Origin of the sequence: Flavobacterium sp. PS2 (genome assembly GCF_046250155.1) — a bacterium.
Classification (GTDB): Bacteria; Bacteroidota; Bacteroidia; order Flavobacteriales; family Flavobacteriaceae; genus Flavobacterium.
Genome location: NZ_CP176426.1, coordinates 2,555,856 through 2,582,386, shown reverse-complemented (window position 1 = coordinate 2,582,386; position 26,531 = coordinate 2,555,856). Strand labels below are relative to the sequence as shown.

The window sequence follows — 26,531 nt, the reverse complement described above, 5'->3', positions numbered from 1 at the left end:
TTACAAATTGTAAGCGCTTTTTTTTAATCTTCATCTTCTTCTTTCTCGATTGCATCCTTATAATCTGGATACAAAAACTTATTGTATGGAAATCGGGTAATATGAATTTGTCTAACAGCTTCATAAACTCGCTCTCTAAACTCTTCGAAGTTTTCTTTATTGGTAGCCGAAATAAACAAAGCATTTTGCTCTCCTAAACGGTGCATCCAAGTAGTTTTCCACTCTTCAAGCGTATAATGTCTTGGTGTTTTTTCGGTAATTAAATCATCGTCATCGATTGTTAAATGTTTGTAAGCATCAATCTTATTAAAAACCATAATAACTGGTTTATCATGAGCTTTAATATCTAACAAGGTTTGATTTACAGATTCTATATGATCTTCAAAATCAGCATGAGAAATATCTACAATATGCAATAACAAATCGGCTTCGCGAACCTCATCTAGTGTACTCTTAAAAGAATCTACTAATTGAGTTGGTAATTTACGAATAAACCCTACCGTGTCTGAAAGTAAAAAAGGTAAGTTTTTGATAACTACTTTACGAACTGTTGTGTCCAAAGTAGCAAACAATTTGTTTTCTACAAAAACATCACTTTTACCAACTGCGTTCATCAATGTCGATTTTCCAACATTGGTATATCCTACCAAAGCCACACGAACCATTGCACCGCGATTACTACGTTGCACACCCATTTGCTTATCGATAGTTTTTATTTTCTCTTTCAATAATGCAATTCGGTCACGAACGATACGTCTATCTGTTTCGATTTCCGTTTCTCCAGGTCCACGCATTCCGATACCACCTTTTTGGCGTTCCAAGTGCGTCCACATACCCGAAAGTCTAGGCAATAAATACTGGCATTGTGCTAGTTCTACTTGTGTTCTCGCATAAGATGTTTCGGCTCTTTGAGCAAAAATATCCAGGATAAGATGCGTTCTATCAAGGATTTTACAATCTATAATTTTGGATATATTCTTTTGTTGCGATGGTGATAATTCATCATCAAATACTAGAGTCGAAATACCATGTTCTTTTACAAAAAGATTGATTTCGTCTATTTTACCTGTTCCAACAAAAGTTTTAGGATTTGGACGTTCCATTTTTTGCGTAAAGCGTTTTATAACTTCTCCGCCAGCAGTAAAAGTCAAAAACTCTAACTCGTCCAGATATTCATTTAACTTTTCTTCACTTTGATTTTGAGTTACAATCCCAACAATGGCTGTTTTTTCAAAATTTAGTACTTCTTTTTCTAACATAACTTTAAATAAGCTACAAATTTAGTGATTTGCAAGGTACTAAAGCCAATTGAAGTCTTTTTTTATAATACAAAACCAAAGACTTCAATTGCTATTCAGTAATTATTCTTACTCGTAAATGTAAGTTTTATCAATTTTAACAATACCATTTTGCTCTAAAAACGAAGATGATATTGGATAATTCGCAGCATTATACTTATATTTTCCGGTAACTCCAGTGTAATTTGTAGATGATGGAATAAATGCTAATTCATTATTATATGAGATAGACTCAAAGTCAAACTCTTCTTCATGAAAAGAGATTAATGGTACAATTACTTTATAGTTTGGGCCAAATAAATTCTGCACGATTAATAAATCAACCGATTTTTTGTCATCGAAAGTAAAATTATTAAACATTTTTTCTCCAAGTACTCCTTTGTGTCTTATAACATTATCATTAGAATATACATATTCGATCTTATTAAAAATTTGTTGATTTCTATCTCTGGAAGAGCGTCTGATGATAAGTCCATTTTCAACCACATATTCAATATCCTCAATTACAGTATGAATATTGCTTTTTTTGGTAATAGCTTTTATTCTGGCACCTTCGTAAGTCATCGTTACTGTCTTGGTTACCGTCTCACCGTTTTCATCATATTTTTTTAAGAATTTAGTGATTCTGTCTTCTTTGTCATAACTATAATTTACAACCTCTTTCCAGTTGCTACCTATTCTTTCTTTTACAGTCATGTCTAGCAATCCTTTGGGATTATAAAAAAAACTTTGCACAACGTCGGATGTTTTAATTGACAAAAGTTTACCGTCCTTAAACAGAACCGTTTTGTTTTCAATTTCACCACTTTTTAAATCGCGGTAATTAGTCTTTACGACATTAATTTGTTTTAACTTAACTTGATTTTCTTGATCTTGACTGTGGATCAAACATGGAAAAGCCATCATAAAAATGGCAATGAAGTAGTTTTTCATCATGGTATTTATATCGATTTGGGATGACCAAAATACAAAAATCATCGAAAAAATACTGTTTTTACTTCTAAAAAACTAAGTCATATAACAAATCCTTAAAACAGGTTTTTATTTATCAATTGAATACCAGTGATTTATATTATTTTACAAATAATACTCAAAATATAAATCCTTACTTATCTCCTACAATTACAACATCGTCTACCATAAAAGATCGAAAACCAAAAACTTTCTCATCTCTTAATTTATCATGTACAAACCATCTTCTAGCTTTTTACCTTCTGGTAAATAAAGAGAAATATCAGGAATTAACACTGCTTCGTCACCATCTTTATCAATATAATCAACTCGTAAAGCTCCGCTTCCTCTGTAAGGATACTCTAATGAATTTAACATTAGAAATATTATTTTACCATTGCCAAAAAATGCCTTTCGATAATTCTCTATAGGTTGTAATTGTATACTGTTATAATTTAACCTCTTAATATATTCTTTCCATAATTCGTCTATGTCAGATAATTTTTTATAACTCGCAATCGAGTTTCTCTTTTCTTCTCCAAAACTTAATTTTGCTAATAAATCACTATCTTTATTTTCGTATATTTTACCGTATTCTTTATAAAATTCTACTGCTTTTGCTTCAAGTAACTTCTGATCTAATTTTGATAGATCTTGCCCTTTGCTCCAGCCTTCATTTGCATACGGTACTTGGGCATTAAATTTAAAAGTGAACTCATAATAGGGTTTTCCAGAGGCTATAAAACGACCTTTATCATCGGTTAAGCTCGTATGTTTCATCACCACTTCTTCATCCTCTAGTGTTTTCTCACTACCATTATCCATTTTTATAATAGAAATCGATATTGCTGTATTATCGGTTAACTTGGTTACCGTATCTCCCTCGCCATATTCTTCTTTTATTAAATCCCCCACTGGGTACAAACGATAGGTAAGTGTTTGTTCTCCACTTTTTAGTATTGCACGGTTTATAGCTAATGGAGTGGCATAATTAGACAATTCATAATCATCATGTACTGGATAATCATTTACTAATACCTCGACCACGCAATTACTTTTATTGATACGCATATAATACAGCGGCTCTTTTTCATAATGTTTTACACTTGCTACTAATTTTTGTTCAAAATTGTTGGCGTTTATTTCAGGATATTGTATGTTCATTATTTTGGTATTAATCGGTTTTTTTTCTTGTCCGCAGGCAAAAACAACTGTCAAAATCCCAAATAAAACTAGAAGCTTTCTCATCTCTTAATTTATCATATACAAACCATCTTCTAGCTTTTTACCTTCTGGTAAATAAAGAGAAATATTTGGCATAAAAACTGCCTCATCCCCATCTTTGTCAATGTAATCAACTCGCAAAGCTCCTCCTCCTCTATAAGGATATTCTAAAGATTGATATAGTAAAAATACAATCCTACCATTCCCAAAAAAGATCTTTTTATAATTATCTATTGGTTGTGTTTTTATATTTTTTTTATTAAAATCGACTAAATATTCTTCCCATAAACCGTCTATATCGGATAATTTTTTATACAATGCAATAGCAGCTCTCTTTTCTCTCCCAAAATTTAATTTTGCTTGTAAATCAACTTCTTTATTTTCGTATATCTTTCCATATTCCTTATAAAATTCCACTGCTTTTTGCTCAAGAACTTTCTGGTCTAATTTTGATAAATCCTGCCCTTTGCTCCATCCTTCGTTTACATAAGGTACTTGCGCATTAAATGAAAATGTAAACTCATAATAGGGCTTTCCTGATGCTATAAAACGTCCTTTGGCATCGGTTAAGCTTACGTGTTTTATTATTACTTCTTCATCTTCGAGTGTTTTCTCACTGTTGCTATCCATTTTTATAATAGATATAGCAATAGCAGTATTATCGGTTAACGTTGTTACAGTACCTCCCTCGCCATATTCTTCTTTTATTAAATCACCTACTGGGTACAAACGGTAGGTTAGTGTTTGCTCTCCGCTTTTTAGTATCGCATGATTTATTTCTTCGGGTGTTGCTAAATTTGATAATTCATAATCTTTATATATCTTATAATCATTCACTAATACCTCGACCACACAATTGCTCTTATTAATGCGCATATAATACATCGGTTCTTTTTCGTAATGTTTTACACTTGCTGCTAATTTTTGTTCAAAATTGTTGGCGTTTATTTCTGGATATTGTATGTTCATGATTTTAGTGTTAATCGGTTGTTTTTTTTCTTGTCCGCAGGCTATAACCAAAGTAGCGAGCATTAGGGTCAGGAATGTTTTTTTCATTGTTCTTTGGGTTTGTTAATTATATCATCATCAAATAAAAATACTTTTTCTCCTTTTACCACATAGGGCTCCATTAAGATAAAAGACGTTTCTGGAATTGTAATGCTTTTATTTTTCTTTCCATCAGGTTTATCATATTTAATTTTTGCACTCCCCGACAAACTTCCTGCAATGCCTGAGAAAATAACGTTATCTACATAATAGGCTTTGGGGTTCTCGAAAGTGTATTTACGCTCAAAAAATAAACTGCCATGTATTTCAGCTTGTCCCTCGGCTTTGGCTTCATGGTCTATTACTGGCACTACTCCTTTTATAAAATCGGGGGCATAACGCATGATCCAATCGGTTTTTATTTTGTAACCTGTTTTAAGCTGGCAGGAGGCTACGGCATCTATTCCTTTTTTTCGTCCTATAATACCTTTACTATTATTTACATAATTTTCTAATTGATCCTCGACACTTACTGCACCTACCAAATGATTTATAAATACCTGATAGTTGGCTTGGTATTCGCCTTTTATGGTTAGAATAAACTCGAGTTTATGTCCCAATTTTTTAGCCAATCCATCGATACTATTTTCTATGGCTTCTTGCACATAATCTATACCGCTATTAACATCGTTCCGATTAACTGCACCTGGTAGTTTATTAGGATCTATTGGTACTTTGTTTAATTTATCACTAATTTTTTTGAGCAAGGTAATTCGTCCAAAAATAGCCATTGCTTTACGGGCATAATCAAATACAGTCGAAATACCAGTTAAATTGGTGGTGATGCTCCCGAGCGTATGTTTGTCTTCATACTGTAAACCAAATAAAGGCAATGCCGATACTTTTTCGGTTTGTATAAGAGCAATTCTGTCATCTGCTTGTCTCTCAAAATACTGTGCTCTAAAAGACGTGATTTTTGGGCTTATCATTTCAAAACCTTTTCTTTCCATGGCAATAGCTGCTGACCTACCATATTTATGAACATTTGCTACAACTTTTCCTGTTTTTGTGGCTACTGCTCCTTTCCCTCGAGTTAGGTATAGTATTATAATATCGATTACTACTGATACTACAAGGAAGGTAGTAATTAATGTTCTTGCTATCCAGGGGTATTTTGCCGTATAATCCATAATTACAGCAGGTTTGTTCTGGCTTTCATCAAATGTATGATAGGCATGAATACCAAAACCAAAACTACTTGCTGAGCTCTTAAAGTAATCTGTTAAAAATATTACCATTAATTCCCTCATCGGATCTGGTAAATCTTTGAATATCAGCTTTATTGCAGCGTCTAAATATGTGGTTAAGTAATCTAATTCTTCATCTAATCCCGTTTGTATTTTAATATTTATATCTTTAAAGAAACCTCCATTGGGTTTATCGTACTGAAAATGATATGCCCAAGCCACATCTGGATTTATATTAATATCTAAAATATGCTGATATCCACAAGTCGCCAGAGGAATCTTTGTCTTGATAACTACTTTCGGTAAAAAATATTCCTTAAAAAACTCTTTATAATCATTTTGAAATTTGTACTTAAAAGTATTATCAAATGAAAAAGCATTATTTGAAATCTTTTTAGCATTTTCAAATCCTGCCTTTTGCAAATCGGTAATATCAAACACCTGTCCTCGGTGGTTATCACATTTTCCGGGTAGCTTTTCGCCCAATTCTATCTTTATCTTTTTATATTTATCGTTTCCTCCAGCAAATAAATGTACTCTAATTTCTTTACTTATATTCTGCCCTTTTATTAATTTTGATTCATCAAAAAGCAGTTTATCATTCATCTTTATCGAAGTATACTTGCAATAATGATAACTCATAAAATTTTTGTCTGGCTCCCCAATTTTTAAAGGCGATAAACTTGTAGAGGGCTTTACTACTCTCGAGGCTATCTTATCCTTAACTCGCAAGAAACGAGCATGCTCGGTATCATTGTTACTATCGGTAATATAAAGTCTATCGGCGGGATCAAAGACTTTTACATAAAACTCTTCGAGTTCTTTTCGTTTTTTAACAGCTCCATACCACAAGAAACTATCATTTATTTTATAATTTATCTCTCCATCTATAACATCTACACTTGAATATCTTTTTATAAACTGGTCTTCACCCTTAATACGTCTATAAATGTCTATGCCTAAATTTAAGTTCCCGTTGAGTCCTTCGGTCACTAAGTTCAGATAGATTATTTCACCATAACCAAAAAAATATTCTTTTCGTACATCTGTTCCGTTATTGGCTTTGCACCATTTACTACTTACGATTTTGGGAGTACAGTATCCTCTTACATATAACCCCGTTTCATTTAGTAAATCTACACTTCCGTAAAGACTTGCTTCTACATAATATTCAAATGGGCCACATAAGGCTTTAGGAATGCTAATTTTTTTAGGCGTATTTACAGCTGCTGTTTTTTGTGCAATTATCTTTCTTGCTTTTCTATCTTGTAATATCCAAGTGATGTTTTTTCTTTTATCTGCTTCTGGTGTGCCATCATACCACTCCGAGACCTCAAAAGAAACTTCCTGATCTGGGGCTATTGCCAATTTTTCATTGGGTCTGGAAAAACTGCTTATTACCTTACCAACCCCTGTCCATTTAATTTTTTTTACACCTTTAGCCATTGTATCAACAAATTAATCGTTAAAATTTATTCCCTTGTGTTTAGCTTCTACTTTGTACATCTGTCTAACATCTACCATTGGATTTATTTGATTGTGCAACATTGGATCTACGTTTTTAAAATTTTGCTCAGATGGTTCTGCAATTTGTCCGTGATTTACAATTTCAATACAATCGGGCGCTCCCATTGGGCAAGTAGCTTTGCTATCTTCTGTTAAAATTTTGCCTTGATTACTTAGAGTTACTTTGTCATAAAAACCACTCCACTTAGTAATTACAGCCTTACATGGTAAATAATCACTCCCCGTAGGTTGTTTTTTACATTTACCAAAGGTGTTTTTTTCTAGTGTTTGCCCAATTTCTTTGGTTGTAGCAATTAGTTTTTCGGCACCCTCTTTATCGTTTGCATAATGTTTTTTTTGTGTTTTTACTTTTAATTTGTCCAATTTTGGTTCTACACTAAACTTACATTTTACAGTAGCTCCTTGTACTACAATATGTTTCTCACTCATAATTCTTATTTTTTAAAAAGACCACCACTTTTTTTTGGGTTTAATTTCTTCAACAAATATTTTTTGTCTTGAAGCAATTACTTGTTCGTCTTTATCATCTAAATTAGAAATCGTAATTTCATATTTTTGAGGAACATCCAATGCAATGTCGCAAGTCAAATTAAGTGCTTCAACTATATAACTATTTGGATTCAAAAAGTATTTTGCTTTATAATTACCCGTTGGTTTTTGCTCTGAAAATTCTTTTGAAACTAAACCTAATTCTTGTTCAAAATCTGTTTTGGTTCGTTCATCATCGAGTTTACCCATTATCTCGATTACTATAAAGTTATCCCTATCAAGATGTTTATTTAATCTTTGCTCTACTTGATAGTTAATATTTTTGGCTGTTACTATAAAAGGAAAATCAAGTTGTTTATTAATAACTAAACTTGAGGTATAATGAGTATGAATTCCGTTAAAAAAAGCATTAAGAAACCAATCTTGCGAAAGTGATAAGAATAGCGAATCGCTACTTTCTAAATTTGTGTCGTAAATCGAAAAATATTTTTCAATACTATCACCTCTAAACTCTTTTATAATTTGAGTTTTTATTTCTTCCCAGCGCTCTTTAATTTGATTAAAATTATTGATGTAAACCCATTTTCCGTCTCCATCAACAACAACTAATAAAGGATATAAAGCTGCGGAAGCTTTTTCGGCAATTACTTGAGCCATAGAACCTGCTTCAGCATCGTTTATATAAATATTACCGATACGGGTTACTTCAAAAAAATAAAAACCATTGTCGCTTTTAGCCTTCCACTTTACATTTATTTCTTGTTTTAGGGTATGTATTTTTTCTCCGCTTTCTATAGTATAAAGCACTCCATAAGTATTGTTTATGTGTGCGTAGTTTAATGAAATAGTAGAGGCTCCATCATTAAAAACTACCTCATTTTGAATTCTTTCTTCTTCAGGGAGTTCTTTTTTTTCTGGAGCTAAAATTAAATATTCAAGATGGTATTTAAAATCTGCCTCAATTAAATCAGGAATTCTGCAATGCATATTATGGTAAGCTCTAAGAGTTCTTGGCTCAACTTCCAGTTCTAAAGCTACGCTTTGCAGGGTGTCGCCCTTTTTAATTTTATAAGTGAGAAAGCTCTTGTTATAAGAAAGCTCTTGATTATCTGATATATACATTAGAAACTTGTATTAAATATCAAATATATGTTTTTTCTTGTTATTTAAAAAAATAAAAGAAAGAAAATACTTAAATACATAATTGGTCTTTAAATAACTATTCTTTCTTACATAACATCTCTACTTACTTATCTCCTACAATTACAACATCGTCTACCATAAAAGCTCCGTTAAGTGTTTTGTCTTTACCTGACCCAATATACTTAAATGCAATATGAATATTTCCTGAATAAGCAGATAAATCTATACCTCCTGAGCTTATAAACTGTCGCGTAGGAGTTGATAACGATGCAACTTTTGCAGTTAATTTTGTCCATTTAGCCTTAGTGATATTCGAACCATCAAAATTAGTTGACACATAAACTTCTAAAGCATTCAACGGAGAATCCACTTTTAAATCATGTTGTGCACTTCTAAAAGACAGTACCGCGTTTTTATAATCTGTTGTATTGATTTTAGGAGAAACCAACCAAGCAACGTTTTCGGCGGCTGTTGTACTTGTCGTATTGAACTCGGCATAACCATTACCTGCGTAAACAATACTTTTCCATAATTTGGTTGCTTTTTCAACAATATTACTCCACCCCGGCAGACTAAAATTTACATTATGCTTAACTGATTGAAAATCTTCTGAGAAAAACGGAATAGTTCTCTTCCCTTCCATTACTACATCTTTTTCTGAACGTACCATTATTTGATAATCTGTACCATATTTTGTCAATATCCCCCGAACTGTTCCACTTCCTTTAGGCACTAAACTGGTTGCGAAATCAGCATAACTACTAGTTCTAAAAATAACCTGATTACCAGCTTTATCACGCAAATTCCAGTTGGTAGCACCTCCTACATTATTTGCTTCTTCAAAATAATGACGACCTAATGCTGCATCGGCAAATTGAACATCAGATAATTGCACTAATGTATTTATGTTATTATCATTTAATAATTCGGCCATCGAAAGTGAACGAACTAACTTGCTTTCATCAATTACAACACAAGAAGTATTCAATACATTTTTATACTCATTTTGCGCAATTCTTCCAACTGTTGCTTCTCCATAGGCATTAACATACAAACTCCCAATCCTCATTCCGCCATAATTAACATCGGTAAATTGGTTTTTTAATTTTATGAATACCTTGCTTCCTATTCTATAATCGATATAGGAGTTTGTCGCGTCAAACCCTATACTAAATCCTTGTGCAACGCCATTTGTAGGTATGGTTTGAAAAGATATTGTTTTAAAAAAATTACCCGATTCATCACTAGAAACTACATATCCTTCTATAATATCATCATATAAATATTTAGCCGCAACAGGATTAGCAGCATTATAAACATCAGACACTGTCTTGTTTACTTTTAAATCAGGCTGGTTACATGTTAGCTCTGGAATTGCCGTTTCTTCTCCTGCACAACCAAAAAAAGTAAGCATCACAATTACTAAAAAAACCGAAGAGTTATATTTATTCTTCATATTAAATACGTTTATATATTTATAAATTAATTGCCAGGTTTCCGAAATAGGTTCTTCCGTATCCATAAAAATACTTTGGCGCAAATGATGGGGTTCCGCTCGAAGCTTGCTGATCTAATCGGCGGAAATTTGCATTCCTTGCTTGTTCAAAACCACCTGTTTTATAGATCGTATTCAGCACATTATTTACACTTGCAAAAAGAGAAATATTCTTTCTGCGAATACGCCATGATTTTCCTCCTGTGATATTTAATAATGAAATCGGATTAAACTTTTCTTGCTTCAATAATACCCGAGCTCTTTCTGCTGAGGCTTCAGGAAAAGGAAAACCACTCTTAGGGTTAATATAAAACTGCGCTGTTCTGGAAATTGGAGATACGTCTATATAAGAATTTGTGAGGTAATTTATATTCGCGCCAAGCCACCAATATCTAGGATTGCGATATTCAATCCCAAATGAATAGGCTTGTTGTGGCATTCCTGGTTGTTTGTAATTTTTTAGTGCCGCAGTTCCAAAATTATAAACTGGATTACTATTTGTTAAAGACGCTTGAGCATCGTTTGTAATTGTTACATTCGGGTTACTATCATACGTATATTGCCCATATGCTGCAGACAAAGTGGTTTTAAAAGTAGGCAGGATTTGATATTCAAAACTTAACTCAGCACCAATATTCTTTTTGTTTAAATGTGTTAATGTCTGGCTCACAAATGCATTTGTATTATCATATCCAGCACCATCATCAAAAATTCCTTCGGCATAGAAAAAGGAAGTTTGCGTTGCATTCTTTATCAAACTATAATATCCCGTAAATCTGGTTTTTAGTTTAGGCGAATGATATATGTAGTTTCCTTCAAGACTACTAATGTTCATACTTTCTATTCCGTCGACTATACCATTATTAAGTCGAGCGTTGGGAAATGTATTTCTTATTGTAGGCGCTTTGGTTAAATGCGCTCCATTAAAAAACAACCATTGTTTACCTGATATTTTATATGTTAATCCTCCCTTAAAAGCAAAGTTCTCAAAATTCACTTTCTCACTTTTGCCAAAAGAATTTGTAGCATAGATTCCGTTTTGATATAAACCATCTCTTTGATAAGTAGCACTTGAGAAAGCCTGAGCAAGATAAAAATCGACTTTGCGATAAGAGAATTTAAACTGCGTAAAAACGTCAACTGTATTTGCCAGATAATTATAGTTATATCCATACGTATCCCCTACTCCTACTTGACGATTTGGATGCTGCAAATCCGATTGCGATTGATCGCCTTTGTAAAACAAATCAATATCTACAAAATACGATCCTCCCAATAAATCCGTGAGAAATTGATAATTATGTGATTTTAAATTTCTAAAAGCGATTCCGCCATTAAAAATTATATTCTCCGTTAATTGAGAGTTTATAGTAGAGTTAAAGGATATTGTTTTATCATCTGTTCTGTCTTCATACAAAACGTAATGACTCTGAGCAGCTACATAACCATTTACGATTCCTTTTGAGTCGGTTGTAATAGTTCGATTTGATCGATATAATTCATCCCAATTTATTTGAGGATTTGCTAAGAAATGAGTTCTGTTTATCTCTGCATTTTCATAATCGGGTGTAAAATCGCCTGGGTATTCTCCTTGGTCTTTTGCATAAAGCGAACTATAATAACTTGGTAACTTACGATAATAGGTAGGATCAGGACTATCAGCATTTTGATAATCAATATTACTATTGCTGATTTTCCCGAACTGATATGTTATACTGGAGTTTAAAGTTGTTTTATCATCTATCTTAAAAAAATGATTCAGCATTAAAACGGGTTCTTCAACTGTTTTTAGTCGTGCATTTCTTTTCTTACCATCTTGCCAGCCCCAATACGAATTATATTGTTCGTTGGTAAGTTGTGTTACTTCGTTTGTATTTGGTGAATTTTTCCCTCTTGAATTTGGCGTATAAAATCCTGTGAAATTGAGCGAATGACTATCACTTAATTTCTTTTCGATGCTCATAAAGAAAGAATCGGCATCGTAATTTGTTCCTTCAAAATAGCCTTCGTTTGCCCAGCGTTTCCCTGCCGAAACTACAAAAGCCCATCCAGAAGGCATTAATCCTGTAGCATAGGTTGCCATTGCACGCAAACTATAATTGGTATTACTACCCGAAAATGTAATTCGGGAGGTTGGTCGGTATATCGAAGCTCGGGTATTAATTTGTTGCGTGCCTAAAATTCCTCCAAATGTATAATCTGATGTTGCCGTCCCGACGGAAAACTCTTGATTTCTGGTAGCATCATTCAACCCTCCCCAATTTCCCCATTGTGGTCTGCCATCATACATTTTGTTCATTTCGACACCATTAATCGTCATCTTAGCATGCTCACTATCTAAGCCTCGCATCCTAAAACGCGCTTGTCCCCAATTAAAAGCCGATGCTTGTAAGAATGCATCACGTGATGATTGCAAAAGTCCCGAAGTATTCTCGGATGTACTATTATCATCTGTCAAATCACTCTCGGATAAAGAAATCAGAATAGCTTGTGAACCAATTTGATTGTCTTCATCTAAAATCAAAACTCCTAAATCTGTCATTTGTCCAGAAACAACCTTTACAGGAAAGAGCAAATCTTTATATCCTTGACTGTGTAGTAATAATAATTGATCTCCTTCGGATAATAAAAGTAATTTAAATGTACCATCGCTATCTGTTAATTGCATGGTTGAAGAATTTTGAATACTAACCACAACATATTGCAACGGCTTCTGTGTTCTGGAATCGATAATTTTTCCTAAAAAACCAGTTTCGCTTTGCGCGAAAGAAATAGCTACTTGTGAGATAAATAAGAATACCGCCATCCAACTTTTCATAAACATATTATTTTTAAGATTTTAAAATATATTATCGAAAAATGGCGTTCAAGAAAGAATTTCTGAAAGCACTACAACTCAAAAGAATGAACTTTCAAGTTATAGAGCAATCAAGAAAAAAATCTATTTTTGGAATAGTGCTTTAATAAAAAACAAGTGGTATTTTGAAATTCCCTATTAAAAAAATGTACGTTTTTTCTTTAATTTAATTTCAAATATAACTAATTTATATTTAACTTTATTTTTCCTGTTAAATAAAAATACAAAACGCAGAAAATTACATTATGAAGAGCTGAGAAAATTAACGTATTACATCATTCACTTTCATACTTAAAGTTCTAAACTAACACTTTAGTTTGAACCATGTAAGTAATGAAAGTAAATATAAGCGTGACTATCAGCATAAAAACTTAAATGAGCTTACATAACTTATATGTTTAACTTCTTTCCACAATTTTAAAGTAATGTGATATGATTATTCTATTGCTTTGATTCTTGTAACCATAAAAGCAATAAAGAATCCGAAGATGCCGATAAAGGCAAAAGAGAAACGAAGACCAAAAGCTTCGGCAATATGACCGATAACAGGAGGTCCCATTAAAAACCCAAGAAAACTAACGCTCGAAACGATTGTTAAAGCTTCACCAGCCGGAACCGATGGGTTTTTACCCGCAACACTGTACAAAGTTGGCACAACAGTAGAAACTCCCAAACCAACAAACATAAAGGCAATTGTACAAGGAATTATATACGGGAAAAGCACTGAGGTAAAAAGTCCAAGCGAAATAACCAATCCGCTTATTTGCAGTACTTTTTTCCTTCCGAATTTAAGAATTAGTCCATCCCCAAGAAAACGTCCGCTTGCCATCATAATCATGAATGATGTATATCCTAAGATTTCTAATGCCCCAGGAGCTTTTACGACATCTTTAAAATAAACACCACTCCAATCGAACATTACTCCTTCGCTCGCCATACAACAAAACCCAATTACTCCAAGCCAAATTAATGAACTGTCTGGTTTAGCAAAAAGTTTCTTTTTCTTCTCCTGTACTTTGATTTTTTCTTTGGCTTTGACCAAAAATTTATAATTGAAAGCAACCATAATAAGTACAATTCCTGCCACAATTACAAAATGATAATATGGCGATAGTTTTAATGCTAACATTCCTAAACCAACTAAAGCTCCTGTAAAACCAGCAAAACTCCACATGCCATGAAAGGAAGACATTATTGTTTTCTTGAAAAGTACTTCGGTGTAAACTCCTTGTGTATTTACTGCAATATTGGCTAGGTTTCCGAATACTCCGAAAAGGAATAAACCTATAGATAACTGCCACGATGTAGTTGCTAAACCTAAATTAGTTAAACTAAAAGCATAAAATAGTAAAGAAAAAATTAAGATTCTATGACTCCCAAAACGAGTTACAACTTTACCCGAGAAAGGCATAATTAGTAATTGCCCCAACGGTAATGCAAACAAAATAGATCCTAATTGTCCTTCGCTTAAATCTAATGCGGCTTTAATACTCGGAATTCGGCTTGCCCAGGTAGCAAAACATAAACCCATTGCAAAATAAAACATTCCGACAGCAAAACGGATTCGGTTTAAGTACGAAGCTTTAGCATTTTTATATGTTTTCTTAAATTTTGCTTTACTTCTGAATCTGCCTAGGAAGTTTAAATCTATCAAAATGAGTTGTTTAAAGTTTGATTGGGCAAAATTACGAAAATCATCCTTAACATTAATTCAACCCTACTAGTTAGGATTAATTATAACGTTATTGTTTATAAATTAAGTGGAACGCAAATGGAACACGGATGAAGCGAATTCGCCAAGGCGAAAACACGGATAAAAACGGATTTTCTCCCATCCAAAAGCTGAATGTCATTAAGTTAAGAATAATAGCGCCGAATAAATCTCACGCAAAGTCGCCAAGCCGCCAAGTTTACACCTAAAACCTTTGCTCTTTTGCGTCTTTGCGCGAAAAAAATTAATCATAATTAAATCAAAAAAGCTTAACTTAATAACGTTGTCAAAAACTTAGGGATTAATTATTTTATAAAATCCGTATTTTTCCGCGTCTTTACTTTAGTAAATCCGTCCCGACGCTTCGGGATCGCGTTACTTTCGCAAAGAGTTAAATGCCTATAAATTAATCACTTTGTGTTGTACATTACTTGCAATAGCTGCTTCGATGATTTTCATGGTTTTAACACCATCTTCGGCTGTAACTGGCTCTATAGCATTTGTTGTAATCGACTTGTAAACACCATCAAAGAACTCATAATAATTCCCTTGTAAAGTTGGAGTTTTCTCTTTGATAACCTCACCATCAATTTCTGTGTGTAAAATTCCGTTTAAACCTTCTGCTTCAGTTCCCCAAGTTACAGTATCTGGTTTTTTGCTCAATTTTAAATCATCTTCCTGAACATCTCCACGAGGTTTTAAGAACGAGCCTTTCTTTCCGTGAACTACATAAGCTGGGTTGGCTTCTCTAACAAAAAAACTAGCTTTTAGCCGAACTCTAAAATCATTGTAATATAATAGTAAATCGATATAATCATCGACCAATGAATTTTCGCGTGTTATTCGGATGTCTGCAAAAACAGATTTTGGAAATCCAAACAAATGCAATGCCTGATCTATTAAATGTGGTCCTAAATCTTTTAGGATTCCTGCGCCTGAGTTGGCAGTTTCTTTATGTGCTTTGATACTTAATAAAGGATTATAACGGTCAAAATGAAATTCGCCTTCGACCAAATCTCCTAACAAACCGTCTTTAACAACTTTTTGAACGGTTTTAAAATCACTATCCCATCTTCTGTTCTGGAAAACGGCCAATTTTAATCCTTTTGCTTTAGCTAAATCAGCCAATTCTTGTGCCTGTGCAACGGTGGTTGTAAATGCTTTTTCGACTATAGCGTGTTTACCAGCCTCTAGAACTTTTTTGGCATATTCATAATGTGTTTCGACTGGTGTGTTTACAATCACCAAATCAACATCATCTGCAAGAACATCTTCGATGGTTGGGTAACTTTTTACTGTTGGATAATCTTCTTGTATTAATTTCTTGCTTCTTTCCCAAGAACCAATAAGTTCAAATCCTGGGTGAATATTTATAAATGGTGCGTGAAAAACTTTCCCCGACATTCCGTATGATAGTAGTGCTGTTTTTATTTTTTGCATTTGATTTTTATTTTTTTTCTTCACCATTAAGAGATGAAGAAAATTAAGTTTATTTTTTTGCCACTCCCGATAGCTATCGGGATAAAGGATTTTCCACCATTAAGAAATGAAGAAAATTAAGTTTTCTCTTTTCAATGAAATTCAGTTAATGTTTATTGTTTTGCCACGGATGAAATTAAGTTTTTTTACCATTAAGAAATAAAGAAAAATTAAGTTTAACGCTTAATATAACTTAATCTCTTAATGGTTCAAATAAATTTTGATTTTACGTTTATTGGTTAAGTTTTTTTCCACCATTAAGAAATAAAGAAAATTAAGTTCAACGCTTAATATAACTTAATCTCTTAATGGTTCAATTAAAAAAACTTATGTTTTATTTCTTCTAACCATTAACAGATTGAAAAAAATTAAGTTCAAAGCTTAATGAAACTTAATCTCTTAATGGTTCAATTAGAAACTTATGTTTTATCTCTTAATGGTTTAAATAAAAAAAACATTAATGTTTCATCAAATCTTAGCTCGTTCATATTGTTTTGGCCATTGTATATCGGAGTTTAATTCGGATGCAAAATGCAAAGCCAAGTTTGGGTCACGAAGCGATTCTCTGGCAAACAAGATTAAATCGGCTTGACCTGAAGTTAAGATTGCTTCGGCTTGAGTAGCTTCGGTGATTAAACCTACTGCCCCTGTTAAAACTCCTGTGTCTTTTTTTATCCTTTCGGCAAAAGGAACTTGGTAATTTGGTCCTAGTGCAATTTTTTGATGAGAAACCAATCCACCCGAAGAAACATCTACAACATCTACTCCTTTAGATTTTAAAATTGCCGAAAGCTGTACCGATTCTTCAAGATTCCAACCTCCTTCTGCCCAATCGGTTGCCGAGATTCGAACAAACAACGGTAAATCTTCTGGCCATTCTGATTGTACTGCATCAACGATTTCGAGAGTTAAACGAATTCTGTTTTCGAAACTTCCACCATATTCATCGGTTCTTAAATTAGACAATGGCGACATAAACTGGTGTAACAAATATCCATGCGCTCCATGAATTTCCAAAACCTGATATCCTGCAGCAACGGCTCTTTTGGTAGTTGACTTAAAATCGGCAATTACTTTCTGAATTCCTTCTTTATCCAAAGCTATTGGAGCAGCTTCATTATCATGATAACCTATTGCACTTGGCGCAACGGTTTGCCATCCGCCTTGAGCGAAATCTAACTTTTTATTTCCTTGCCATGGAGCTGAAACACTCGCTTTGCGTCCGGCATGTGCAATCTGGATTCCTGGAATGGCATTTTGAAAAACAATAAATGTATTGATTGTTTGTAATTTTTCTATTTGTTCGTCTTTCCATAATCCTAAATCCTCGGGTGAGATTCTTGCTTCAGGCGAAACTGCTGTCGCTTCCTGAATTATCAATGCTGAACCTCCCGTTGCACGAGCTCCTAAATGTACCAAATGCCAATCATTAGCAAAACCATCAATAGCTGAATATTGACACATTGGCGAAATAACGATTCTATTTTTTAAGGTGATTTTTTTTATCGAAAGCGGAGAAAATAATAATGAAGCCATATAATGTAACTTTTAGCGGATTAACACTACTAATATTTAAAATAGTGTTTAAAAAGTAAAGTTACTGCATCTTGTTAAAAGTAGAAATCTAAATGTTTATTAATTAACAAACATTTAAAACCTTATGACTTATATTGCACTATGAATTAAAATAGAAAACGTTACTTTTGTGCGTTATTTAAGAACTAAAATTAAACAATGGATATAGTTATCAAGCTTTCTCAATTTTTATTGAGTTTATCATTACTTATTATTCTTCACGAATTAGGGCATTTTATCCCCGCAAAATTATTTAAAACAAGAGTCGAAAAATTCTATTTATTTTTTGATGTCAAATTTTCACTTCTAAAAAAGAAAATTGGCGATACTGAATATGGTATCGGTTGGTTACCTCTAGGTGGTTATGTAAAAATCTCCGGAATGATTGACGAAAGTATGGACAAAGAACAAATGGCTTTACCTCCACAACCTTGGGAGTTTCGTTCGAAACCAGCTTGGCAACGTTTAATCATTATGTTGGGTGGTGTTACGGTAAACTTTATTCTTGCGTTTATTATATATATAGGAATGGCATTTGCTTATGGCGAAACTTATGTTGCTAATGCTGACATAAAAGATGGTCTTTCTATTGAAAATCCTGTTATGATTAAAGCTGGTTTTAAAACTGGTGATAAGATTCTTGCTATCGATGGTAAAAAAGTAGAGAGTTTCGACAATCAAATAAACATGGACTTAGTAATGTCTAAACAAGTTCTTATTGAAAGAAACGGTGTTGAGCAAACTATCCAGATGCCAAACGATCTTGTTGACCAATTATCAAAACATGAAAAAAGCCCTCTTGCTTCTATAAGAATGCCTTTTGTAATTGGAAATATTGCTGCTGAATCTCCAAATAAAGAATTACAACCAAAAGATTTGGTTACTTCTCTTAACGGACAGAAAGTAAAATATTATGACGAGGTAAAAACAATACTAGAAAATAACAAAGGAAAAACTATTCCTGCCGTTGTTTTAAGAAACCAAAAAGAGACTCCAGTTAATGCTATTGTTACCAAAGAAGGTAAACTTGGTGTAAATGTTGGTACTCTAGGAATGGAATCATTAGAGAAATTAGGCTACTATAAAATAAGTACTAAAGAGTTTGGATTTTTTGAATCGATTCCTGTAGGGATTGAAAAAGGAAAAGATCAACTGGTAAGTTACGGAAAACAGCTTAAAATGATTTTTAACCCAGAAACCAAAGCTTACAAACAAGTAGGTGGTTTTGCGGCTATTTATAATATTTTCCCTAGTACTTGGAGTTGGGAAGTGTTCTGGTCTATCACTGCACTTTTATCAATTATGCTTGGAGTAATGAATTTATTACCGATTCCTGCTCTAGATGGTGGTCATGTGATGTTTTTATTATACGAAATCATTAGTGGTAAAAAACCAAGCGATAAATTCCTAGAAAACGCGCAAATGGTTGGCTTCGTTTTACTTATAACATTGCTTTTATTTGCTAACGGTAACGATATTTATAAAGCAATCGTAGGCAAGTAAAATTTATTAATAAAAAGTGCGAAAAAATTTTTTAGAAAGGAAAAAACCTTCTATATTTGCACTCGCTAAAAAGAACAACAACTTCCTCCTTAGCTCAGTTGGTTAGAGCATCTGACTGTTAATCAGAGGGTCCTTGGTTCGAGCCCAAGAGGGGGAGCAACTTTTTTTTAGCAAACATATTTACCTTTAAGGTGATTCCTTCTTAGCTCAGTTGGTTAGAGCATCTGACTGTTAATCAGAGGGTCCTTGGTTCGAGCCCAAGAGAGGGAGCTTATTAAAAGACTATCATGCAAATGATAGTCTTTTTTTTGTTTATACCTTACCCAATCGTTGTCGCCCTGAGGAACCGAAAGAGGATCAGGTGCAAAAGCTGGGGATTAAGTAAAAATTTTACCGCAAAGAGCACAAAGAAAAAAACACAAAGGTTCGCAAAGCTTAATCAATAGCTTTTCAAACAACGATAACGCGAATCCATTGTTTGTGGGTTTTACCGCAAAGAGCGCAAAAGATTACACAAAGATTCACAAAGCTTAATCAATAGCTTTGATAACCTTTTAGCTCGACAACACGGTTTCCCTTATTTTATTATCACCCAATCTTGTCACCCTGAGGAACGAAGGGTCTCCGCTAGTAACTCGATTACAAAAGTTGAGCATTAAATAAAAAGACTTTACCGCAAAGAGCGCAAAGAGAAAAAGACGCAGAGGTTCGCAAAGCTTAATCAATAGCTTTTCAAACAACGATAACGCGAATCTATTGTTTGTGGGTTTTACCGCAAAGAGTGCAAAGGACTACACAAAGATTCGCAAAGCTTAATCAATAGCTTTGATAACCTTTTTGCTCGATAACACGGTTTCCCTTATTTTATTATCACCCAATCTTGTCACCCTGAGGAACGAAGGGTCTCCGCTAGTAACTCGATTACAAAAGTTGAGCATTAAATAAAAAGACTTTACCGCAAAGAACACAAAGGTTACGCAAAGATTCGCAAAGCTTAATCAATAACTTAGCGAACCTCTGCGTCTTTTTCTCTTTGCGCTCTTTGCGGTTAAATTGAGCGTTATTATATTACGACTGTTTTACACGCAAAATTAGAAGCATAAAGGCATTATTAAGCTTTTACAATCCCATTGCAGGCTTTTTCTATTTCTTGATCGGAGAATCGCTCTAATGCTTTTTTCAGCATTTTACTCGTTTTAATACAACTTATCATTTTAGTTCGTAAATCCTGGTCATTACCGATTTCTGTTTTGAGAATATTCTCGAAAATTTCAACTAAATAGTCCGGTTGATACCTAAACTCTCCTTCCACCCAAAGAGCCGAAAGGAATCTCGCTACCGATTGCATTACCTCATCATGATGCAATGGAATATGATTTTCTTTTTGCATTACTATATTTTTTTGTTTTTAATCTCTACCTGTGCGAAAAATTGTATTTTTACAACACATCGCAATTAAGCAATCTATTCAACTGTACTGTATCATTTTTAGCCGTACCGTACTTAGCTAAATATGTTTTTTACATATTGACTGTTATTACACTTAATTATTATCTTTGAATTATGAGCACACTTACAAAACCAAATCATATAGGGCGAAAAATAAGCCGTATTCGTGAACTTCGAGATATGAAGCAAGAAGCATTAGCGCAAGCTTTAGGGACAAACCAACAAGCTATTTCCGCCATTGAAAACAGCGAAACTATAGAAGATGAAAAACTTATAGAAATAGCAAAAGCACTTGGCGTATCTGTTGAAGCAATTAAAAATTTCTCTGAAGAAGCGGTTTTAAATATTATTGGAAATACTTACCATGATAGCAATGTTGTAAATGGAAATGCATATAGCTGTAATTTCAACCCTCTTGATAAAATGGTTGAGCTTTTTGAACGCTTGGTTTTGGCTGAAAAAGAGAAAGTAGAATATTTAGAGAAGTTGTTGAAAGGGAAGTAGAATTCTTTTCATAAAATATATAATCAAGAAAGAGGCTCTTACAAAGCCTCTTTCTTTTTCTTGGTCAACTATAATATTATATTTAATTGATTTATCAGTAACAAGAATTGTCTTGATTATTAAACCTTCTATTTTAAGTTTCTAATTCAATTTCATTCTCAATTCTTATCGCTTCATAAATTTCTAAATTTGAATTTAAAATTTCAATTGAAAGTACTAAAGAGTATGAAACTTCTTCATGAGACCTATCCCATCCCTTATGACCTCTAACAGCAAAACTTATATCATTTGGTAGTTGATGTGATTTAATAATGGTCCAATCCTTTTGAACGGTACTATTGTTTCTGCTAATACCTTCAACAATACCTCTACTATCACTTTTTATTTTCCAATTCCACCCAGCCATATTATTCCTTGCATCCTTATCATAAATAGTTTCAGATTCTTCTATTTCTTTAAGAACGTAATCTTTAAAATCCTCATAAAGTTCTCCAACTTTTGAACTTGTCCAATCGAGCCAGGTTGACAAATACGATTTTGTCTTTTGCCTTGTTCTTCTAACTTTTGCAGTATACGACAATGTAACTTCAATTAAAATATCGTGTTCTTCTACAGGAGACCTTAAAAATTCTGGAATATTTAACGAATAGATATGTCCTTCTTCGGCTCTTATATTTTCAGCATTATAAAAAGTAACTCTTTGATGAGTGTTATTTGTAACTCTTTCGAGAGAAGGTATACCATACCCGTAGTGTTTAATACTTTGTGTTGTTGGATTTTCAAAAAAAGAATTTGGTAACCGAGCACCCTGCACTATTAGAGCTCTTAACAAACTTATATCTTCATCTGGATATAATTTTAAAAGCTGAGCAGCAATATGCGCAACTTTTGGCGTTGCAAATGAAGTCCCTACAACATCACTTCCTATTGCTGATCCTCCATTCAAAGTAGAACGGATAAGTTCAGGCGAGATAGATTCTTTATTAGAAATTAAATTTCCTGATTTAGATATTGCTAACCCTCCTCCATATTCCACAACATCTGGTTTAATCATTCCCCAAATACCTGTTCCAACTCTTGAAAATGCAGAAATTTCATCTTCTGCTCCTAATGACGCAAAATCATCATCTTCAAAAGCCATATGATTTACAGATCCTACTGTAATTGCAAAACTACTTTGAGCTGGATTCGCAATTCGGCAATATGTTTCATCTAAAAAATTTGGATAATTATTAGCTTGACTAATATAATGCCTTATGTCATCTTTAGCAATATTTCCTGCTGAAATCAAGAAGAGCACTTTATTCTTATTTATTAATGTATCTATAGTTGCTGCCCAAGAAGACATATGTTTTAACCGAGAAGCAACATTTGAATTTATGGAAAGATTGAAAATTTTACAACCTTCATTATCTTCAACAATGAGTTTCATAAGCTCTGCTGGTAGTCTATGAGTAAGTTTGTTGTCTCCATCTAACACTCTTAAATTCCTAACAAAACAAGGCAATTGATACGGTGACTGTATAGAAGTCAAACCATGGGGATATAAAATTGCACCTGCTACGCGTGTACCATGCCCACCGTTACGTACATGGTCAGCCGTTGAATCATCTCCATGAATATAAGATCTTGAATTTTGTCCAATTATAGCAGAAGAAATAAACCTATGACCTTCCATTATTCCGCTATCAATTACACCAACTTCTGGAGAAGTTAAATCTGGAGCCATAACCTCTAATTCGAAGGTTCCTACTTCTTCTACTTCACTATTTAGACCAACAACTTCATCAGTCTCAGAAATCTCAAATACAAAAGGATAATTTAACACTAAATCTTTAAAACCTTTACCAGTAATTTCAACTTCGCAACAAAAACTATCATCTAGATCGATAAATGAACTTGTTATTGTACCATAATGAATTATAAAATTCTCAAATTCATCCTGACGCTCTTCAAATCGCTCGTCCCTCTCAATCTGCTCTGCTCTGAATCTCTCAAGTTTAGCCTCATATCCTCGTACATTAGGATCTGGCTTTTTATTTAGTGGCTTGTCAAAAGCAATACCAACTTCCAATTTATACATTCTCTCTTCATCAATATCTCCCCAAATCGATTGTAAATAATCTGAAAGGATATGACTTGGCTTCCATTGATTACCATCAACTATTTCCCAAAAATCTGCTATTTTTCCACCTCCTCGCTCCTCATTAAGAAATTTTTGTATTTTATCATTTAATGAATTGAAAGCATCCAGCGAAGCTCCAATAATATATCCATCCTCTTCTTGTGAAATAACTTCTATTCCGAACATCTTCAGATCAAAATCATAACCAATTAAATCGGGATTTATTTTTAAAAAAATTGGAATTATATCTACATCTAAGGGAGCTAAATTAAGACGTACCCTATTATCGATTTCATTCTGCCAATCAGATTTCAGTTGAGATGTTCTATCAGACAGATAACCAAAATGTCCTTGTTTATTATTCTTATTTTGTAGAGAAATTGGATTTGTCTCTCCACCTCCATGAAGTCGAGGTTTTCCGACAATCTTTTGAAGAAATTTTAAATGAGGAAATCTCTCCATATTTTTTTATTTGTTAAAAGCTAAATTTTCTTCCAATGCTTTATCCAAATCATCTGCAGAAATTTCTTTATGAGAGTTTATAATTGATTTTTTTGCTGCATCATTAGCAATTTTAACAACTAAAGCATAAGATAGTCCTTGCATCTCTTTTGCATAACTTTCTAATTGAATATCTTTATTAAGATTCAATGCTGAAAATGTTATTTCAAGCAAGTCAACAATTTCGTTTTGATTTGGTCTGGGAAGTTCAATTATCTCATCAAATCTTCTAAATAATGCTTTGTCTAGACTTCCTTCTAAATTTGTTGTCGCAATTAAAATTCCTTGTCCATTGTATTCTTCTAATAAGCCTAAAACTATATTAACAATACGATGAATTTCTCCAACATCATTAGATTTTATATCTCTTTGTTTTCCTATAATATCAAACTCATCTAGAAGAAGTACACAAGGATATTTTTCAAGACTTTCAAACAATTTGTTTAGGTTAGAAGCTGATTCACCGAGATAAGAAGATATGATAGTATCAAAACGTACTTTATAAAAAGGCAAACCTAAATCCCATGCAATTCTTTCTGCGGTCATACTTTTTCCACATCCTGAACTACCGTACAAAAGTATTTTTTGACGCGGCTTTAAACCGTGATGCGCTAATCTTTCCCTTGCAATATATTCTTTCTCAATTCGTATAATTTTTTCTTCAACAGTTGCGGCTAACACCATGTTATGTCTTAAAAAATCATTTTCAACATGTGTTGCCAAAGGTAATTTATACCTTCTATCTGCAGGAATTGAAAAAACATCATCCTTATTTCTAGTTAATTTTAAAGTAGGAGCATTTTGAGGCTCGATAACTCGCGCTAAATTACCTTCCAAAATAGTATCAAGTTTATCTGCTAATTTTATATGCCCTTTTTTTCTTTCCTCATCAATAATAGTATAGGCTATTCTTACCAAAGGCTGTTCTTTATTTCCTTCGATAGACTTAAATAATCTTGTGAGCAGCGTTTGATTCATTATTGATAACTTGTAAGTTTGATTAAAGATACAAAAATAGAAAATAGAGTGGATAATATTTGTTTTAAACCAAATATTAAATTTTCTTTTAACAACACTCAAATTCAATTATTTAAACATCTCCTTTTTAACCAAAAAAAGCGCCACAATTACTTGCAGCGCTATTTCTTAAATGTGAGTGTAAAAGATTAAACCCCTAACTTCTTAGCAATATCAGCAGGTAATCCGCCTTTGTTTACCATAAGAGCAGTAGTTTTATACTTCACGAAGTTTTTGGTTACAAACAAGAAACCTTTGTAGTCGTTTGTTTCTCCCCAAGAGTTTTTTACGATGTAATATTCTTTACCTGTTTGATCTTTGGCTAAACCAATAATGTGCATTCCGTGATCGTCTGTAGTTTGATAGTTATCAAAAGCTGCCTGACGCATTTCGGCAGTAATTTCTGGTTCTGCTTTTGGTCCGTTAAACATATCTGCTTTTTCATCTGCAGTCATATCATCAAATTTCTTTGTTGGTACATATGCTACACCGTTTTTCCAGCTAAAGCTTTTCTCACTTACATCTGTAGCCCAAGCCACTGTATATCCTTTTTTTAATGCGTTATCAATAACATCGGTCATATCATTAACTTTTACATTGTAAACCTGATCAAATGACCAGTTGTCTGGCACTGCCAATAATGTTTTTTGGTAATATGGTGCTGTTGTAAATGATGACATTTCAACATATTCATCTGGATTAACACCTACTATCTCTTTTGCAAATGATTGTGGTGTATAATTTTTTCCTTTGTAAGTAAAGTTTTCAGGCACTTTTCCTAAGTAAGAATCGATAACTGCTGCATAGGCTTTTTCCCAGTTTGGAGTAAGTTCTCCGTTTGGATTTTTTACTACTGCTGTTAAAACTCCTTCGTTTATAGCTGCCATTTCGGCAAATTTATTTTTATCTGTTCCGTAGTTTAATCCTGTATATACTTCTCTTGGAACTGCTCCGTATTTTCTGTACATATTGATTACATCATGCAATGAACCTCCGTCGCCTAATGTTACTGCTCCATGCATACGCACGTAGTTTTTACCTTTTTCAACATACACATTTCTTGCAGAGAAAATTTGAGACAACTCAACTGGTTGTTTCCCAAGTCTAATCATTTCTGACTCTAAGAAAGAGTTTGTCGCATAGCTCCAACATGTTCCTGAAGAACCTTGAGATTTTACCGATGTTGTTCCTAGGTTAATTTGCTCCGTAAATTTAAAATTCTCTTTACTTTTTTCGCTTGCATTTAACTTTAAAGAGTTAACCAAAATGTCTTGTGCGAAACAACCACTCACACCTACCATAAAGGCAGATGCTGCGAATACCGATTTCATCGTAATTTTATACATAATCAATGATTTAAATAGTTGACTAATTAGTAGCCTTGATTTTATTTTTGTTACAAAACAATTAAATATTAAATAAAAAAACTAACCTAATGCAGTTAATTTT

The 26,531-nt window shown here is 33.3% G+C and carries 18 protein-coding genes and 2 tRNA genes; 4 read left to right on the top strand and 16 right to left on the bottom strand.

Features of this window, described 5'->3' with window-relative positions:
* Positions 1–23: 23 nt before the first annotated feature.
* The 12 genes from hflX to ACJ6WR_RS11030 all read right to left on the bottom strand — a co-directional run bounded on the left by hflX (position 24) and on the right by ACJ6WR_RS11030 (position 17,944).
* Positions 24–1,259, bottom strand: coding sequence for a GTPase HflX (hflX, locus tag ACJ6WR_RS11085; protein ID WP_409417824.1), 1,236 nt, complete (start codon positions 1,257–1,259; stop codon positions 24–26).
* Positions 1,260–1,367: 108 nt separating this feature from the next.
* Positions 1,368–2,234, bottom strand: a complete 867-nt coding sequence (locus tag ACJ6WR_RS11080) for a hypothetical protein (RefSeq protein ID WP_409417823.1) — start codon at positions 2,232–2,234, stop codon at positions 1,368–1,370.
* Between the two features lie 237 nt (positions 2,235–2,471).
* The gene (locus ACJ6WR_RS11075; RefSeq protein WP_409417822.1) at positions 2,472–3,497 is read right to left on the bottom strand and encodes a hypothetical protein; all 1,026 of its coding nucleotides are present in this window, start codon (positions 3,495–3,497) and stop codon (positions 2,472–2,474) included.
* Positions 3,498–3,500: 3 nt separating this feature from the next.
* Entirely contained in the window at positions 3,501–4,529 is a 1,029-nt protein-coding gene (locus ACJ6WR_RS11070) for a hypothetical protein (protein WP_409417821.1), read from the bottom strand.
* Entirely contained in the window at positions 4,526–7,153 is a 2,628-nt protein-coding gene (locus ACJ6WR_RS11065; RefSeq protein WP_409417820.1) for a hypothetical protein, read from the bottom strand. Before ACJ6WR_RS11065 ends, ACJ6WR_RS11070 begins: the two co-directional genes overlap by 4 nt.
* 12 nt (positions 7,154–7,165) lie before the next feature.
* Positions 7,166–7,663: a DUF4280 domain-containing protein gene (locus tag ACJ6WR_RS11060; RefSeq protein WP_409417819.1), complete on the bottom strand. Its 498-nt coding sequence runs from the start codon at positions 7,661–7,663 to the stop codon at positions 7,166–7,168.
* 12 nt (positions 7,664–7,675) lie between these two features.
* Positions 7,676–8,845, bottom strand: a complete 1,170-nt coding sequence (locus ACJ6WR_RS11055) for a hypothetical protein (protein ID WP_409417818.1) — start codon at positions 8,843–8,845, stop codon at positions 7,676–7,678.
* A gap of 124 nt (positions 8,846–8,969) precedes the next feature.
* Positions 8,970–10,388, bottom strand: a complete 1,419-nt coding sequence (locus tag ACJ6WR_RS11050) for a DUF5689 domain-containing protein (protein ID WP_409417817.1) — start codon at positions 10,386–10,388, stop codon at positions 8,970–8,972.
* On the bottom strand, positions 10,342–13,179 hold the full coding sequence (locus tag ACJ6WR_RS11045) for a carboxypeptidase-like regulatory domain-containing protein (RefSeq protein ID WP_409417816.1): 2,838 nt from the start codon (positions 13,177–13,179) through the stop codon (positions 10,342–10,344). The genes ACJ6WR_RS11050 and ACJ6WR_RS11045 overlap by 47 nt, the downstream gene beginning before the upstream one ends.
* 475 nt (positions 13,180–13,654) lie before the next feature.
* Positions 13,655–14,872, bottom strand: coding sequence for an MFS transporter (locus ACJ6WR_RS11040; RefSeq protein WP_409417815.1), 1,218 nt, complete (start codon positions 14,870–14,872; stop codon positions 13,655–13,657).
* A 456-nt stretch (positions 14,873–15,328) separates the two neighbouring features.
* Positions 15,329–16,369, bottom strand: coding sequence for a Gfo/Idh/MocA family oxidoreductase (locus ACJ6WR_RS11035; RefSeq protein WP_409417814.1), 1,041 nt, complete (start codon positions 16,367–16,369; stop codon positions 15,329–15,331).
* A gap of 507 nt (positions 16,370–16,876) precedes the next feature.
* A complete protein-coding gene (locus ACJ6WR_RS11030) occupies positions 16,877–17,944 on the bottom strand; it encodes an NADH:flavin oxidoreductase/NADH oxidase (protein ID WP_409417813.1) in 1,068 nt (355 codons plus the stop codon).
* A gap of 198 nt (positions 17,945–18,142) precedes the next feature.
* On the opposite strand from ACJ6WR_RS11030, the gene rseP reads away from it, so the two are divergent.
* The 3 genes from rseP to ACJ6WR_RS11015 all read left to right on the top strand — a co-directional run bounded on the left by rseP (position 18,143) and on the right by ACJ6WR_RS11015 (position 19,756).
* The gene (gene rseP / locus ACJ6WR_RS11025) at positions 18,143–19,486 is read left to right on the top strand and encodes an RIP metalloprotease RseP (RefSeq protein WP_039113587.1); all 1,344 of its coding nucleotides are present in this window, start codon (positions 18,143–18,145) and stop codon (positions 19,484–19,486) included.
* Positions 19,487–19,569: 83 nt separating this feature from the next.
* Positions 19,570–19,643: transfer RNA gene (locus ACJ6WR_RS11020), tRNA-Asn, on the top strand.
* A 39-nt stretch (positions 19,644–19,682) separates the two neighbouring features.
* A tRNA-Asn gene (locus ACJ6WR_RS11015) sits at positions 19,683–19,756 on the top strand.
* Positions 19,757–20,597: 841 nt separating this feature from the next.
* On the opposite strand, the gene ACJ6WR_RS11010 is transcribed toward ACJ6WR_RS11015, so the two are convergent.
* Positions 20,598–20,876, bottom strand: coding sequence for a hypothetical protein (locus tag ACJ6WR_RS11010; protein WP_039113584.1), 279 nt, complete (start codon positions 20,874–20,876; stop codon positions 20,598–20,600).
* 173 nt (positions 20,877–21,049) lie between these two features.
* Between ACJ6WR_RS11010 and ACJ6WR_RS11005 the strand changes: the two genes are divergently transcribed.
* The gene (locus tag ACJ6WR_RS11005; RefSeq protein ID WP_409417812.1) at positions 21,050–21,439 is read left to right on the top strand and encodes a helix-turn-helix domain-containing protein; all 390 of its coding nucleotides are present in this window, start codon (positions 21,050–21,052) and stop codon (positions 21,437–21,439) included.
* 133 nt (positions 21,440–21,572) lie between these two features.
* Here ACJ6WR_RS11005 and ACJ6WR_RS11000 read toward each other — a convergent pair whose 3' ends face one another.
* The 3 genes from ACJ6WR_RS11000 to ACJ6WR_RS10990 all read right to left on the bottom strand — a co-directional run bounded on the left by ACJ6WR_RS11000 (position 21,573) and on the right by ACJ6WR_RS10990 (position 26,428).
* A complete protein-coding gene (locus ACJ6WR_RS11000) occupies positions 21,573–24,026 on the bottom strand; it encodes a S8 family peptidase (protein WP_409417811.1) in 2,454 nt (817 codons plus the stop codon).
* Between the two features lie 6 nt (positions 24,027–24,032).
* Complete coding sequence (locus tag ACJ6WR_RS10995) at positions 24,033–25,043, bottom strand: AAA family ATPase (RefSeq protein WP_409417810.1); 1,011 nt, start codon at positions 25,041–25,043, stop codon at positions 24,033–24,035.
* A gap of 188 nt (positions 25,044–25,231) precedes the next feature.
* Positions 25,232–26,428, bottom strand: coding sequence for an aminopeptidase C (locus tag ACJ6WR_RS10990; RefSeq protein ID WP_039113572.1), 1,197 nt, complete (start codon positions 26,426–26,428; stop codon positions 25,232–25,234).
* Positions 26,429–26,531: the final 103 nt, after the last annotated feature.

Coding starts and splice junctions, on each gene's coding strand:
- ACJ6WR_RS11065 (WP_409417820.1), bottom strand. CDS start 7,153: ATGGCTAAAGGTGTAAAAAAAATTAAATGGACAGGGGTTGGTAAGGTA.
- hflX (WP_409417824.1), bottom strand. CDS start 1,259: ATGTTAGAAAAAGAAGTACTAAATTTTGAAAAAACAGCCATTGTTGGG.
- ACJ6WR_RS11035 (WP_409417814.1), bottom strand. CDS start 16,369: ATGCAAAAAATAAAAACAGCACTACTATCATACGGAATGTCGGGGAAA.
- ACJ6WR_RS11030 (WP_409417813.1), bottom strand. CDS start 17,944: ATGGCTTCATTATTATTTTCTCCGCTTTCGATAAAAAAAATCACCTTA.
- ACJ6WR_RS11070 (WP_409417821.1), bottom strand. CDS start 4,529: ATGAAAAAAACATTCCTGACCCTAATGCTCGCTACTTTGGTTATAGCC.
- ACJ6WR_RS11060 (WP_409417819.1), bottom strand. CDS start 7,663: ATGAGTGAGAAACATATTGTAGTACAAGGAGCTACTGTAAAATGTAAG.
- ACJ6WR_RS11080 (WP_409417823.1), bottom strand. CDS start 2,234: ATGATGAAAAACTACTTCATTGCCATTTTTATGATGGCTTTTCCATGT.
- ACJ6WR_RS10995 (WP_409417810.1), bottom strand. CDS start 25,043: ATGAATCAAACGCTGCTCACAAGATTATTTAAGTCTATCGAAGGAAAT.
- ACJ6WR_RS11075 (WP_409417822.1), bottom strand. CDS start 3,497: ATGAGAAAGCTTCTAGTTTTATTTGGGATTTTGACAGTTGTTTTTGCC.
- ACJ6WR_RS11055 (WP_409417818.1), bottom strand. CDS start 8,845: ATGTATATATCAGATAATCAAGAGCTTTCTTATAACAAGAGCTTTCTC.
- ACJ6WR_RS10990 (WP_039113572.1), bottom strand. CDS start 26,428: ATGTATAAAATTACGATGAAATCGGTATTCGCAGCATCTGCCTTTATG.
- ACJ6WR_RS11050 (WP_409417817.1), bottom strand. CDS start 10,388: ATGGATACGGAAGAACCTATTTCGGAAACCTGGCAATTAATTTATAAA.
- ACJ6WR_RS11045 (WP_409417816.1), bottom strand. CDS start 13,179: ATGAAAAGTTGGATGGCGGTATTCTTATTTATCTCACAAGTAGCTATT.
- ACJ6WR_RS11010 (WP_039113584.1), bottom strand. CDS start 20,876: ATGCAAAAAGAAAATCATATTCCATTGCATCATGATGAGGTAATGCAA.
- ACJ6WR_RS11000 (WP_409417811.1), bottom strand. CDS start 24,026: ATGGAGAGATTTCCTCATTTAAAATTTCTTCAAAAGATTGTCGGAAAA.
- rseP (WP_039113587.1), top strand. CDS start 18,143: ATGGATATAGTTATCAAGCTTTCTCAATTTTTATTGAGTTTATCATTA.
- ACJ6WR_RS11005 (WP_409417812.1), top strand. CDS start 21,050: ATGAGCACACTTACAAAACCAAATCATATAGGGCGAAAAATAAGCCGT.